At 55.5% G+C, this 14,554-nt stretch carries 7 protein-coding genes and 1 pseudogene; 3 read left to right on the top strand and 5 right to left on the bottom strand.

Annotation, left to right across the window (positions count from 1 at the left end):
* Positions 1-45 precede the first annotated feature (45 nt).
* On the top strand, positions 46-1,389 hold the full coding sequence (locus tag K239x_RS04205; RefSeq protein ID WP_145416399.1) for a hypothetical protein: 1,344 nt from the start codon (positions 46-48) through the stop codon (positions 1,387-1,389).
* A gap of 46 nt (positions 1,390-1,435) precedes the next feature.
* On the opposite strand, the gene K239x_RS04210 is transcribed toward K239x_RS04205, so the two are convergent.
* The 3 genes and pseudogenes from K239x_RS04210 to K239x_RS04220 all read right to left on the bottom strand — a co-directional run bounded on the left by K239x_RS04210 (position 1,436) and on the right by K239x_RS04220 (position 7,690).
* A complete protein-coding gene (locus tag K239x_RS04210; RefSeq protein ID WP_145416400.1) occupies positions 1,436-5,080 on the bottom strand; it encodes a cytochrome c biogenesis protein in 3,645 nt (1,214 codons plus the stop codon).
* A gap of 105 nt (positions 5,081-5,185) precedes the next feature.
* Entirely contained in the window at positions 5,186-6,202 is a 1,017-nt protein-coding gene (locus K239x_RS04215) for a hypothetical protein (RefSeq protein WP_419189655.1), read from the bottom strand.
* 366 nt (positions 6,203-6,568) lie between these two features.
* Positions 6,569-7,690, bottom strand: a pseudogene (locus K239x_RS04220) (patatin-like phospholipase family protein).
* Between the two features lie 451 nt (positions 7,691-8,141).
* Between K239x_RS04220 and K239x_RS04225 the strand changes: the two are divergent.
* Both K239x_RS04225 and K239x_RS04230 read left to right on the top strand, forming a co-directional pair.
* On the top strand, positions 8,142-8,699 hold the full coding sequence (locus K239x_RS04225; RefSeq protein ID WP_145416401.1) for an ECF-type sigma factor: 558 nt from the start codon (positions 8,142-8,144) through the stop codon (positions 8,697-8,699).
* A 174-nt stretch (positions 8,700-8,873) separates the two neighbouring features.
* A complete protein-coding gene (locus K239x_RS04230) occupies positions 8,874-11,309 on the top strand; it encodes a serine/threonine-protein kinase (protein ID WP_145416402.1) in 2,436 nt (811 codons plus the stop codon).
* Between the two features lie 354 nt (positions 11,310-11,663).
* On the opposite strand, the gene K239x_RS04235 is transcribed toward K239x_RS04230, so the two are convergent.
* Together K239x_RS04235 and K239x_RS04240 are read right to left on the bottom strand one after the other, a co-directional pair.
* The gene (locus K239x_RS04235; protein ID WP_145416403.1) at positions 11,664-13,463 is read right to left on the bottom strand and encodes a helix-turn-helix domain-containing protein; all 1,800 of its coding nucleotides are present in this window, start codon (positions 13,461-13,463) and stop codon (positions 11,664-11,666) included.
* Positions 13,464-13,698: 235 nt separating this feature from the next.
* On the bottom strand, positions 13,699-14,394 hold the full coding sequence (locus K239x_RS04240) for a RodZ family helix-turn-helix domain-containing protein (RefSeq protein WP_145416404.1): 696 nt from the start codon (positions 14,392-14,394) through the stop codon (positions 13,699-13,701).
* Between the last annotated feature and the right edge of the window lie 160 nt (positions 14,395-14,554).

Raw genomic sequence — 14,554 nt, forward strand, 5'->3', positions numbered from 1 at the left:
GGATGCCCATTCGACTGCGAAACTGACCGCGAGAAAGGATTCTCGATGCATGAACGGACGGAGCGAGCGATAGCTCGGTTGTTGTTCGTTTTCTGCTGCGCGATTCCGACTTTTTTTACGTTCGCGATCGTCTTTGTTTCTTGGACGCCGTGGTATCACAATCGGCAATTGGCGGAGATCCAAGCCAGGTTGTCGCGCGAGACTGGCTTGGTGGTCACGGTCGACGATTTCGAGCAGATATCGCCCTACCGAATGTGCCTGCACCGAGTTTGCATCCACGAACCCGAAACCAATTTGGAAGTGGCAAAGGTCGAACGAATCACGTGGATCTGCGAAGACGAACGGATTGGAGTTCGGATCGAAAAGCCAGAGCTACAGTCACCCCAGCTGGCGCATGCCTGGCAGTTGGTGCACGACCGTTTCTTGTGCCGCCCGAAACTGACAAAAGTGCCGGTGAAGATCACTGCAAATGATCTGACGATTCACAGCGAGACGGGGTCGATGTCGATGTCAGATCTGTTAATGTGGATCAAGCCGAGACCTCATTCCGTCGAGGCCACATTGCAGTGTTTGACGCCGGGCCGCAATCGTTTTCCGGTCAATGTCACAGCCATACGTGATCGCAGTACCGACAAGCCCAAGACGCGGTGGACGTTGGAGACTGGCCCCACTGCCCTGCCCTGCTCTGCACTGGCCGGGTACTTGCCGCTGTTAAAACGCTTGGGATCGGATGCTGAATTCACCGGAAAACTCACCTGGGAATCGGAGTTCAGTGGTGGATGGTCGGTGGACTTGGGCGGAGCAAGGTTCAGCTCCATCGACCTAGGAAGTGTCTTTGAGGACCTGCCGCATTCCATTCGTGGCAAGGCCGACTTGGTGCTGGATCGTTGCCAGATCGTTCCGGGGCAATCCGTCAACTTGTCCGGCACGGTTCGGTCAACGAAGGGATGGATCCGATCGTCGCTGCTCAGTGCGATGGAAAATGAACTTGGCTTTGTGGTCGATCAACAGGCAGTGCAAAATCCGTCGGGAGAGGTGTTCTACGAACTGATGGCTTTGCACTTTCAGATGAACGGTTGGGACCTCAGTCTGCGAGGCGCTTGCAATAAAGAGAAGTTCTACGAATTCGTACGTCAGGACATCGCTCTGTATGGTCCGCGTCGCGAATTGGCACTATCGGATGGTCGCAGCATCGCAGCGATCCGCCTGGCCCATGCCATTGCTCCGCAGCACAGCGAAGTCGTACCGATCTCCAAGCAGACAGCGGGATTGGTGGAACTGTTCGTACCGCCTAGCCAGCCGGTTGCTCCAAACGAAGCAGGCGGACCGCCATCAGGAAACGTTCGAGCCGCTCACTGGTCCGATGGCCAGCCGATCGAACATCGATAGCTAGGCTCTGGTGCTTCGTTCGCCGATGGGGCGAAGCCCGGCAAACCTAGGCAGCAGGTGTGGGTGGTTTTCGACTGAACGCCATGCCAGCGATGATAAACGCCAATTGGCTGACGACGAAGACCGTTAACCAGAACAACACTCCGGACGTGAATCCGTAGCTGTGTTTTCCGATGCCTAGTTCATTGGTGCCGAACCAGCTCCATGCCGTGACGATATTGCCGCCGATGGCCAGTACCGAAAAACCGCGTGCCTTGACCATTCCATCCCAGCGAGCGTGGAGCATCAGGGCGTTCCAAATGACAATCAGCAGAGCACCGTTTTCTTTCGGGTCCCACCCCCAGAAACGTCCCCAGCTATCGTCCGCCCAAAGTCCGCCCAAGAGCGTGCCGACAAAGCTGAAGAGGATTCCGAAACACGCCGTGCCGTAACAGCAACGATAGAGTTGTCGCTGCGTCGCCTCTTTGGCGCCGATCCAGTTGGTCAGCAGATAGCCGATCCCAAAGAATCCGGCGACCAGCGTGGCGACGTATCCGAGCGAGACGCTGATCACGTGCGTGGTCAACCAAAACTGCGTGTCTAAAACGGCTTCCAAAACAGGCATCGTATCGCCCGTGTTCAGGCTCAGTCCGTACGCCACCAACAATGTCAGCGTGCCTGCGACGGCAGCCAATAGATTGCCTAGTCCGCGTCGGTAAATTGATTCGATGATCAATCCAAAACCGACGGCGGCCCAGCCGATAAACACGGCCGAAGAGTAAATGTTGATCACCGGGGCACGCTGAGTAATCATGATTCGACACGCGATCGCAATCGTGTGAATCACGAATGTGATGACAAGCATTCCCCAGATCGCGCGTCGCAATCTTGGTAGGCCCGTCGCTAGATACACCAGCCCTAACACAAAAGTGGCCAGGTACAAAAACATGGCTTGTCCGGTAGGCCATTTGGTTTGCATCCAGCGTTCCAGAGAGACCAATCGCGGTTGGTAGCCAGGAATCGCATAGCTTTGCACGGCTCCCAAATGATCGGTGACAGCTTTATTGAACGCGACTGGATCATTGTCTCCATAGGCGCTGATCATTTTGCCAAACGTTTTCACTCCGGGCCGAGTACTATCGTCCGAACCACCGCCTTGGATGCTGGCTTTGGCATCGTCGAAGAACGCAGGGCCAAATGCGGACCACTGCGGATTGTCGACCACGTCTTTGGCGACTTCGGCTGTCGGTGGAATGATATTGGGCGAACGCATCTGCTTGAGGGCTTCAAGACGCTTTTCTAGCTCTTGAATCATGAACACCTGAGCTTGCTCGCGACTAATTTGTGGAGGCAAGTTTTCGGGGACGGCTTCGGGAAGCGGTAATTGAAACGATGCCGACGCGAGGGTGTAGTTGCGTGTCCGGAGATCAAGTTCGATCAGTTTCTTTTCTTTGAAAGAACGCTCCGCATTGTCTTTGCCACCGGCGGCTTTGATCAATTTGTCGACGCGTTGCCAGTTTTCGCCAATGTCATTCAATGAATACAGTTTGGTCTTGTGAGCTGAAACGCCCAGCTCCGAACGGACCTCTTCGGCATCAATCCGAAACATCGGGACGTAACGAATTTTGGGTTCGTCGATCGCAACTTCCATCAACCACTGCATGGCAGAGATCTTCTTGGCGTCTTCACCGATTCGCGTTTTGAAACCGTCTGGCACGCCGTCCAGTGGGAGCGTTTCTTTGTTGCTCATGGCTTTGAGCGTTTGTCGCGCGTAGGCGTCAAGCGGCATCACACGACCACCGAATTGCACGGGGATGGCGCCCGCTGTTGCGAAGTCAAATTCCGCGCCGGCGTCCTTGGTTTTGCCCGCATCGTCTTTGTCTGCTGGCTGCTCGGTTTGTTTGTCTGTCGGGGTCGGGCCGACAATGCCGTAAGAAGTTGCTTTCCAAGGCTGAAGCATCCCCAACGCAATTAAGCTGTACACAGCGACGGAGGCGTAGACCGGCAATGGCGGCTGATGGGGAGTCAGCTGCTTGGCCATTTCGCGTTCGCGGCGGCTAAGGAATCGCTGTAGAGTGCCGAAGAAGTGAACCAGCATGCCCAAGGCTGTGATGCTACAAGCGACATAGGGAATCAGCCAACCGGAGTTGCGAACCACTTGCAAACTGGTCCACTCTTTGCCGTTGGGAAGCGATTCGTAGCTGGACTGAAAATACGTCTCGCCGCGGAAACGCAGCGGGTTATTCATCCAAACTCGTTCACGACGATCTTCGCCGCTGACGGGATCGACGATTCGGATAAACGACGAGTAATCGCGCGGCGTGTCGGTACCGCTGTAGGTGACCCGCCTGACGTCTTCCAACTGTACCCAGTACGGTTTGACTTCGCGGTGATATCTCAGGCCAACTTTGTATTCTTTGTCATTCGCCGTGATCTTGTCGTAGTCGTCGGGGGTTTTGGGGTTCAGTGTCAACGCTGCGTTGTCCGACAGCCATTGGCTGACCAAGTGCGTTCCGAGCGAATCGTCGGTGCCTTTGCCAAAGAGTTCGATGTACGCCGAAACGACGTTGATGCTGCTTTCGGCGCCGCCGCTTTTACGCTGTTCGGTCGCTTCAACTTCTAGCCCCAGTCCCTGCGTTGCAAGGTTTTCTTTGCCGGGGCGTTTCAGCTGCGAATTTTCGAGGAAGCGAACAACGGCGACATCGACGGGAAGCGACGGATCCGAAATCTTGTTTTTGTCGTTCGCGGCCTGTCGAAGACGACTGCCTGGTACAGCAACGACAATATCTTCGTCGCCGACCGTATTGATAAAGGTGAGTTCCACTTCATCCAAGTTGATCAGAGCGTTACTGGACTGGCCTTCAACCAGACTGAGACGCTGTTCCAACTGGCGGTCGCCAAAGACAAATTGACCGAACATGAGCAAAGCAACACCGAGGTGCAGCAAGACATTGCCGCCTTGTTTGGCGAAGATCAGCAAACAGCCAGCGAGCAAAATCACACCCGCGCCCAGGCCTTTGGAGAGCTGCCAGACGATTCGCAATCCTGGGTCACCGATGCGATAATCGTTGACGACCGTGTAGATCAATAGGCCCGTCAGAATCACTGTGAGGACGATGCTGGTCGTTCGTAGTAATCGATGTTTTGCCGATAGACAGGCGAGCACTGATGCGACGGCGCCAACACCCATGGCAACTTGGCAGCATCGCCAAAGTCCGCTGTAGCCGAGCCACTCCGGCGGATTGCCTTGCAGTCCATCACTGCTGTGGCCGGTCGACACGATCAATGCGGCAACCAACACGCCAAGCGCGATCAGGCAGATGCCGGCGGCCAAACGTGTTCCACCGGCGTGTACGCGAAAACGCGTCGCTTTGGCCGCGACCAAATTGACCATCAGCATCAGGCCGATCAGGGCGCCGCCGGGGAACGGAATCCGCAGCCGCAGCGGTTTGTCGTGAGGAAAAAATGCTTGCGGGAAAAAATCGTCGACGTGCATCATCGCGATCCACGAAGTGAAATACCTTTGTTTCACCTCGAACATGTTCATTTCGTCTTGCGCGAGCGTGCCCACCAGCACGATCACCAGCGAAAAGGCAAACAGCGCGACCGTCAGTTTCAGTGAAGCCAAGGTCCCGATGATTCCCGAACTAATCGAAAGAGATTCTTCCGGGCGAGCATCGTCGGCGTAGGGAGTGGTTGACGCAGTAGCCATGATTATTGCTTTTAAGAATTTGTTGTTGTTCCGCCTGTAGGCGGTTCACTGAGGTGGCGACCGCTTAAAGCCGGGGCACCGTCGATGCTTCATTATTGCCGAACGTCAAAATTTTAGGGATTCTAAAAATTCGACCATCGCGTCGTTTTGGTCGGACACCGTCGCAGCGGGGCCCGTCATTTTGACAAACATGCTGAATCCACCTTCAAGCGGGACGATCGTGGCGTCGATTGCGTCCCCTTCGTCGGCTTTCTCGCCGGTCAGGACGTAGCGTTTGGCGTCGCGGCCGGCGACTTTTACTTCTTGGGCATCGGCCATCGCTTGGTCGACGACGTCGTCAGGAACCTGCCCTTGTCGAATCTGGCCGATCCATCTCGCCACATTGGCTCGCAAATCACCGCCGGCCTGCATGACGGTAATGACGGCTTCAGTGTCTTCGGGACCGACGTTGAACGCAGCCAAACGCATCATGCTCTTTTTGCCGTCGCGCCAGCCTTCGGGAGTGTCAAACTTCAAACGGGAGTCCGCTTTGGGGGCGGCTGTTTCTTTGGCGGGCGAAGTGGATGGCGGTCCACCTGACATGGGGCCACCAGCCATTGAGCCGCTCATGGGCCCGCGTGCGAACGGAGGTGCCATCGAATTGGACGCTTTGGAAGGATCTCCGAGCATATCGACCCAGACAGATTGCCCATCCGCACTGGCGACGTCGATGGAGTCGCCTCCGGCCCATTTGTCTTCGGAAGACTCCAGGCCCAACTGCCCTCGCCAGCGATTGACGTTCATGGCGACATATTTGTCCCAGTCGTCTTGCTTGGAGAGTTTTGAAATACTGATGTCGAGTTGTTTGCCGGGGACCATCACGTCGATCGACGCATAGCGAAACGGTTTTTCGCCGCCACGCCGCCAGCCGTCTGGAAGTTCGGCGAGGTCGGGTTTGCCTGCGGAGAACTCAATCGATTTGACGAATGTCTCAAATGCTTTGTCAATCGTTGCAATGGACTCTTCTGGACCAGTGACTTTGAAGAACCAAACTTGGTCGTCTTTGGGGACCATCGCGGCCAACATTCGGTCTTTGCCAGGGAGCAATTGTTCAGGCACTTTGGTCGGTACACTGTAGGTCACGATCGGATCTGTCTTTTGACAGCCGACGAATGAGGTCAGAACGAGTGCAAGGCACCCAAGGTAGACACGGTGAGACATACAAACCTGGTATAGAGCAGACAAAGCGAATCCTTCGATCGCGGCATGCAACGGGACTGCCATGTCGTTTCGGGGCAACTTGGCTGGTTGCGTGGGGGGACCGCGTTTTCCAACTCTCCAGTATAAACGCTTGGCACTGGGTCTTCGTACCCGCCTAATTTCCCCCGTGACAGCTTGCCACGGGGAAAAGTGCCGTCAAATCACCCTGTGATGGTTAGGGCAAGTGGCGTTTGTCCACGAGTTCAGGATCGGAATCCTTCCAGATTTGCTGCTCGCAGCAACGATTTGCTACGCAGGGCGAAACGCGACATGGCTGGGCTGAACTCGCTGGAGCGTTTCGGTGCAATAAGACGACAAGGTTGCATCCGCCACCTCGAATCCGTGGCGAGACAGCAGGCTAAACTCGTTGTGAGTGAGCCGTCGCAGAGTGGTTTCGATGCCGGCTACTTCGCGAACTTCGTCGTCCGACAAAGTGGATTGACCGTTCAAATTGTTGCGTGAGTACACGCGTTTCGTGTTCAGCCCCAGTCGCAGGTACGCACCGCTGCCTGGGTTTTGTTTGAAGTAGTCCATCAGCATTTGCGCTCGCAAGCTGCGAACTTGGTCCGTTGCCACGTCGACCAATCGCATCGAAGCAGCCAAGTAACCCGGCCGCCATCTGGATTGACGAGTTTCGTTGGAAAGCGGTCGCGAGGCATCGCACACGATCAAAAAGTCTGTGCCCTCTCGCAAACCGTCGCCTGGTTTGAACAACGATTCGACGCCCAAATTGCCATACACACCGCCATCCCAAAGGTGCATCCGTTTGTACTTGGGGGCAATCGACTGCCATTGGTCGTCTTGATACTCGCTCCACTGGTAGTCACGCAACTTGGCGATCAGTGGGCCAATCAATCCGGGCACGCCAGCGGATGCGGCCAAAGCATGTGACAAACGAAAATCCGGATCATTGACGTATTTGGTCTGGTAGTCGCCCATTTCGTCGCGCTGGAACCGCCAGTTTTTGCCCGTTTGATAACAGGTCGCGTTGATGATCTAGCGCGGCGAAATCGGCAAATCAGCAGCTTGCCGGTAATCTTCCATTGCCGCTCCAGTTCGTTGCCCAGCACGCCGGCTCGCCCAGAGGCCAATCGCCACGGGAGCATCGACGACTTGATCGCATACATTCGTTGCAGATTTTTGGTCGTCAACATTGAGTGGATTTGCTGCACGATGTCGTGCAAGAATTCCGCACTTCCAAGCCAACGGTTGCCAGAGGACGCAAAGACGAGCCCGGCCGCCAAACTGCCACCCGAGACGCTGGAGATGATCTTCTACTTTGCTCAATGAGTCTTGGCGTGCCATCCGAGCCAACACACCCAAGTGAAACACGGTGGCACAAATGCCGTCGCCCGAAAATGCCAGTGCGATCTCAAGGTGTCACTTTGAATGGTTTGATCGATGCACTGCAAGCAAGTCACGGCACGTGTACTAGCGTTACAATCGACAATCACGAGCCGAATATTGAAAACAGCTTGGATGCGAGATGCCAGCATTCAATGCGACCTGAAAACGAGCGTTTTTCTTCGGCATCCATTCAAAATCATTGGGTGACAAACCAACCCGATCGCCAGCGATGGCAATGTTTTGGATTGGGCCTGTGAGTGCGTTGGGGATTCGCAGGGAATTCGCTGTACCGCAGCGAGGTGGCAGACGCGAATGGTTGGCGAGACGTATTGGAAACCCGAGGAATGCATCGTCGTTTGTTTTGGTGGCGTCCGGTTCGCAGGCTGTTGGTTGTTCGCAGTGACAACGCGGAGGTTCGTCGTTTCGACTATGCTGAAAGATCGGACGGTTTTGGTGGACCTATGCTGGGCATCCTATGAGCGAGCGAGATGACGTTACGCAAGTTTTAAATTCGCTTGAGAGTCGCGAGCACGAATCGGCAGACCTGCTGCCGTTGGTGTACCGGGAATTGCGTCGTTTGGCAGCCGATCGTTTGCGTAATGAACGGGCTGGGCAGACCCTGCAAGCGACAGCGCTGGTGCACGAAGCTTATTTACGTTTGGTCGATACCGAGCACCAACAAAGATGGGATTCTCGCCACCATTTCTTTGCAGCGGCGGCCGAATCGATGAGGCGAATCTTGATCGACAACGCCCGGCGTAAACAAACCGTCAAACATGGTGGTCAATGGACACGAAGTGATTTTGACGCCAATCAGATCGAAACGCCCGATGCTGAAATTGACTTGCTTTCGCTCGACGAAGCACTCGACCGACTTCAAGCAGAAGAACCCGACGCAGCGTTGCTGGTCAAGTTGCGATATTTCTCGGGTCTGACGGTCTCGCAGGCGGCGGAAGTCTTGGATGTGTCCACGCGTTCAGCCGAACGTTTATGGACGTTCGCTCGGGCATGGTTGTTTCAATCGATGGAATAGGCCGATCAAACCGTGCGTTGAACGATCCGGATCCGGTGTTAGTCCCAGTGTCCCGGTTCGTGGTCAATGACCTGTAGTCCTGTATCAAAAATTCTTGGCGGACCGTCAGGGATTCTCTCGCATTGGGTTCTGTGCGACAGATTCCACTCCGCCAGCAGGTATGATGCATCCGCTATGAACGAACGCGAAATTTTTACGATAGCACTCGAAAAGGCAACTCAAACCGCTCGGCGCGAGTACTTGGATCAAGTCTGTGGTGACGATCACGCTTTGCGTCAGCGCGTCGAAGATTTGTTACGTGCCGCGTCAGAGGTGGGTGAGTTTTTGGAAAACGATCCGCCGGGATTGGTCCTGACGGTTTGCAGCGATAGCCCACGCGTCTTCGGAGAGTCGCTTAGCGATTTGTCGCTTGATTTTCTAACGCCCAGTAACAAGCCAGGTTGCTTGGGAACGCTGGGGCAATACGAAGTCGTTGGTTTGGTTGGTCGGGGAGGATGCGGGCTGGTTTTTAGAGCGTACGACACCAGGCTTAATCGTATCGTTGCCATCAAAGTCATGGCTCCGGAGCTTGCCACAAATCCCACTGCGGTCAAACGCTTCTTGAGGGAGGCACAAGCTGCGGCCGCGGTGCGGCATGAACATGTCGTTACCATCCACGCGATCGAAGAAACCAGTCATCCACCGCTTATCGTCATGGAATACGTGGACGGGGTCTCCTTGAAAGACAGAGTGGACAGCGACGGTGAATTGGAGTTATCGGAAATCCTGCGAATTGGAAAACAGATTGCGTTAGGGTTGGTGGCCGCGCACGAGCAGGGGTTGGTTCACCGCGATATCAAGCCAGCGAATATCTTGCTGGAGAGCGGCGTCAACCGTGTTCAGATCACTGACTTTGGACTCGCTCGGGCGACCGATGATATCGGAATGACGCAGACGGGCATGATCGCTGGCACACCGCAATACATGTCGCCTGAGCAAAGCCTTGGAAACGCGATCGATTCGCGGAGCGATTTATTCAGTCTGGGAAGCGTTCTGTATACGTTGTGTACCGGCCGGCCCGCTTTTCGCGCGGATTCAACCGTTGCCACGCTCCGCCGAGTCTGCGACGACGTGCCGCGTTCGATTCGATCGGTGAATCCCGCGATTCCCGAATGGATGGAACAGATCGTGATGCGGTTGATGGCCAAGTCGCCCGACGATCGCTTTCAATCGGCGTCTGAAGTCGCGGAGTTATTGAACGACTGCATCGTCAATGATCGGGGCACGAACGCGAAGTTTGATTTTCCCGAGACAAACTCGGTGCCGTTTTTCTCCAGAGTCTCGACCAACGTTTCCACGTTCCGCGATTCCTGGTTCGTGCCGCTGGTCGCTTTGCAAATTTTGGGAATGGTGGTCGCTTTGCCGATGGCGTTGATCAACATCGAATCGATCGTCGTGACAGGGATTGTATTTGGCTTGGTCGTAGGCACTGCGGTCACCCTTTCGGCCTGGATGTCGGGATTGCGTTGGACGAGCATCGCATTTGGAGCGTCGTCGATCGTGTTTACATTGCTGCTGGCGTTCATCATCAAACTGTTTAGTCTTCGACCCTCTGATGTCGGTCCAATCGTGACTTTGATAACGCTGTTTGTTTTTGCAGCAGTTCCCTGGGGAGTCGTTGAGATCCGGCGGTTTTGGGCGAATCAGCGGGTGGGCACAAGAAGGCAGCTATCTGTTTTCCGGCCCCAGTCGTTTCTGGCGATCTATGCGTTGCAGCTGATTGCGATTGGGGCGGCATGCGTTGCGGCGACTTTGGAAGTTGAATCCGTCATCGCATCTGCACTCTTAGCGGGGTTGCTAATCGGCAGTGTGCTGTCTGTGTTTGCACTCAAAACGGGCCAGCATGTTGAGAGTCAGATCTTTGCTCTGTCGGCTCCTGTTTTTACGGTTTTTCTTAGCTTCGTCGTCTCGCTGTTCGACTGGAATACGCTGCATCACTATTTGCCGGACGCTGTTTGGATCGCGACGGCGATCTTTGTCTATGGCGCGATCGTGATTCCAATTGGGCTGATTGGATTCGCCAAAGAGCTTGACTTGTGGTCATCGAAGCAGAAGCCATATCGATTTCAAATTCGCACCGGATTGATTGCGACAGCGATCATCGCAGTCGCGTTTGCTGGCGCGCAACCTTGCCTAGCGTTTGGCGGCCTTTGCTACGCTGCGGGTGTGCTGTTTGCTCTGGCATTGGTTTCGATAGCGGCCATGGTTGGGTATCGAATCTACCTGAGTGACCAGCCCAAGCGGATTCCACGTTTGGCGACTTTGGGCACCGCGGCATTGGTTCTTCAAGTGGGCTTGATGGGATTGGTCGCCGCCTACGACCGAACGACGGATTATGGCTTTGTCCGAATTCGAACGGATGTGCCCGTCAAGCTTGTGGGGGTTCACGTGCCCAGTCAGAGAAGTTTTTTCAGCAACACGCTCGATGATGGTTCTGTATTTATGAACGTGATGAGCGGCGAAGTGCGACTGAGTGTCAGAGACCGACCGGATTTGACGGTGGTTCCTTCGACAGGCGTGCTGAGCCGAAACAAGCCACTGGAGGTTCGAATCGTGCCGGTTGAACCCTGATCATTTCAGCCCCGCGTCGAGTCACGGATGACTGCCAACTGGAGGTCGCGACCAAAATTGCTTTTGCGAGTCAGGTCTGATCGGCACACCAGCAGAGTAGCTGAGGCCACCAAACGCCAGGCAAGGTTGCGCATAAATATTCGCAGTGAACACTTGTCTCTAACCAAGCACTAGCTTTCGGGCTCAGCGATGGCCCCGCAGATAAACCCGCCAAAGTCAGAAAGTTGGCGCCCGGCCAACGCATGCAGATCAACCGTTGCCAGCAGCACTTGCCGACGCGTCGCGACTAGCTTTTGCCAGCGGACGCGTGTGCCGAAATTTGTTGCAGCGATCAGGCGTAGGCCGATACGTTGGCTACGACCAGCCCATCAAAGAAATCAATGCATCGGTCAGAGAACTGACGGGAGCAGATGGTTCGGTGTAAGTCCACATGTTGCGGATCAAGTCCGTCATCAGCATTCCGCCCAAACTCATCACGGCGATAATGCTCAGCAATGCCAAGCACTGCAGCAGGTTGAATGGAACTTCGTAGGTTCCGACGCCGCCAGCCGCTGCGATCGCAGAACTTCTGCGTGCGGAAGTGGTGTCCAGTCCGACAGGTGCGTCTTCGTCGACAGCCTCGGCGTCCATCGCTTCGGCTTCGTCGCCAAATCCTCCAGCGTCGTCCGTTGCAAACGCGTCGCCGACGGGAGCTTCTGCGTCGTCGAATTCAACCGCTTCGCCGATGGCTTCGGAATCTTCGACTTCGATTACCTGCGAACCGCTCTCGAAGTCGGCTTCGAGTCCGATTCCCGAAGGTGAAAGCTGGAATTCTTCGTCGGCTTGGAAGTCGACCATCGATCCGCTGGCGTCCGAACCCGCTTCGCCGACGTCCGAACCGTCAGCCAGTTCAGCGCCCAAGTCCAGAGCCGAAATGCTGCTGCCAGCCAAATCCAATGGCTCGCTTTCAAGCGACAAGCCACTGTCTGACGGGCTCATCAAGTTAATGCCACTATCGCCCGCCACGGAGATGTCGACACCGGAGCTGTCGATAACTAGATCATCGTCGTCATCGGCAATGACCAGGTCGTCATCGTCATCCAGTGCGTCGTCCAGTCCGCCCAAGACGTCGTCACCCAAGCTACTGCCTAGTCCGGATGACACGAGGAGATTGGCGCTGTCGCCGGAGATCAAACCGCTGCCACCGCTTTCGGCACTCAATAAATCAAGTTCGCTGAGCACATCGCCGGAGCTGTGTATTCCGCTTGCACTGGCCATGCCGGAACCTGAAAGCGGTCCGTTCAGTTCGTCCATTAGCTCCAAGCTGCTGGCGCCTGATCGCGAAGCGTTGGAATCCGAAAGCACGTCGCTGGCCAATGCGTCCATGCTGCTGTCGTCGTCGCCCAGGACCAGTTCGCCACTATCGTCATCGGGAACGACGCCGGTAAAGCTCAGGTCACCGGCGTCGCCCTTCGCCATGTCTTCGGGTTCGGCGCCCAGGTCAAGGCTGCCGGATGAATCCGCCATCGGGACGGAGCTCTTTTTGGCCGCGATCACCGGACCGGTGCTGCCGTCTTTGACTTCCAAGGACAGATCGATTTCGTCACTTGAATCGTGCAGTAAGGCTGGTTCGTCAATCTGAAGAATTTTTGAATCGATCTCTTGCAGTCCATCGTCGTCATCGATGGCAAAATCGTCTTCGCCTGCAAGCGGCGGTGTAGCGGTGCCCTTGCCAGAACTGTCGGACAATCCGCTGCTGCTGGGGACAAGCGACACATCGCTTCCGTCACCCAAGTCGGCAACCAGATTGACGTCGCTGCCATCGGTGGTTGATTTGGGGACCGCGCCGCCGATGCCCAAATCGCTACTGGCCAAATCCAAGTCGCTTTCGCCCTGGCCTAATTTGGAATCGTCGCCGCCGATAATGCTGCTGCCACCTTGGGAGATGGCCGAGCCGACTTCATTTTCGCTGATCAGAAGTCCGGAGCCGAATCCCGAGTCGGCACCGCTTGCGCCCAATTCGTCAGCAAGTCGGTCGATTTCGTTTTCGGGGAATTTCCAGCTGGCTCCGTCACGAAAGCCACGAATCTCTCCCTGACTTCGCATGTCTACCAACTTTTCAGTCGGGATGCCAAGTTTCTGGGCAGCTTCTTCGAGCGATAGGTAATCAGCCATTTCTCGTGATCGACTCCGATGGTCCTGCAGCGGCGTTCATGAGACGCCGGCTCAGCAAGAGTGTTGTGACATTAGTTGATAAGGGTGGCGGAACGATTACTGCGGAGCAGAGTTTTCTGCCAAACGATTGCATCGCGTCTTGGTAAAACCGTTTTCGTTTCGCCATGCGATGTATCGAAATTCACGCTGTGTTTCACGCAAACGACACGCTGCAAATCAACTCGCTGCTGCAGTGTCACCGTCGGCCCATCTCTCGTATATCATCGGGCAACGGCGACGTAGCATTGAGCTGCAACGCAAAGTCGGCGTCAATTGGCCGGCTGCTAACCAGCCGGATCGTTCCGGAACTATCAATATGATACACAGCCATCCACGATTTACCGGTATGAACTAGCGTAATTGTCTGACTTCCCGAACCGTCAGAGCTTGTGAAACCGATCATCTCGCCGGCGGCGCCCACACGAGCGATAGGACTGGTTTTACCCGTAAAAACCGGGGAAACCGAAGCCGCAGGTGTGTTCAAGCCAGCTTGGGCGACTACGGAAGACGCATTCGCCCGCGTGACAGGGGACCGGACGGGGGTGTTTTTGGTGTTCGGGGTGCCACCTAGCCAGGTAGCCGGAGCGTCCGACGCTAAATGGCTGGGCGATCGGTTGGACGGTGGGAAATTGGCTGGTGGGAAACTGGCCGGTGGGAGATTGCCGAACTGACTGGGGGTGTCGCTGGGCGTGTCGCTGGGCCGGTTGGCGAAGTCGCTGGTTGCATCGAATCGCTGCGACTCAGGTTGCGTCGGCGGTGTTTGGCTGTCTACCTGTGTGGCCATTGCGACTACCAGCACAGCCGCTAATCCCACGACGTGTTTCGGGCTTTGACCCAAGCGGACAAAAATCGAGAGTCGTTTGGGGGCGGAGCGCCGGATTGTCGTAGGCATTGATTCGTTCTTTCCACGCAGCGTCGAGTGGCGTTGATTTCTAGGGCCTTCTATACACACGCGATCCTACGAAGGACGAGCGAACAATCGCAAGGTAAAAACCTCGTTCCCGGCCACCTCACGAAGCAGCTTTGCTTTCAATGACCGAATGTGAGAATTT

Origin of the sequence: Stieleria marina (assembly GCA_007741555.1) — a bacterium.
Taxonomy (GTDB): domain Bacteria; phylum Planctomycetota; class Planctomycetia; order Pirellulales; family Pirellulaceae; genus K23-9.

Excerpts from the sequence above, each read along its gene's own strand:
- K239x_RS04205 (WP_145416399.1), top strand. The coding sequence starts at position 46 with ATGCATGAACGGACGGAGCGAGCGATAGCTCGGTTGTTGTTCGTTTTC.
- K239x_RS04210 (WP_145416400.1), bottom strand. The coding sequence starts at position 5,080 with ATGGCTACTGCGTCAACCACTCCCTACGCCGACGATGCTCGCCCGGAA.
- K239x_RS04225 (WP_145416401.1), top strand. The coding sequence starts at position 8,142 with ATGAGCGAGCGAGATGACGTTACGCAAGTTTTAAATTCGCTTGAGAGT.
- K239x_RS04230 (WP_145416402.1), top strand. The coding sequence starts at position 8,874 with ATGAACGAACGCGAAATTTTTACGATAGCACTCGAAAAGGCAACTCAA.
- K239x_RS04235 (WP_145416403.1), bottom strand. The coding sequence starts at position 13,463 with ATGGCTGATTACCTATCGCTCGAAGAAGCTGCCCAGAAACTTGGCATC.
- K239x_RS04240 (WP_145416404.1), bottom strand. The coding sequence starts at position 14,394 with ATGCCTACGACAATCCGGCGCTCCGCCCCCAAACGACTCTCGATTTTT.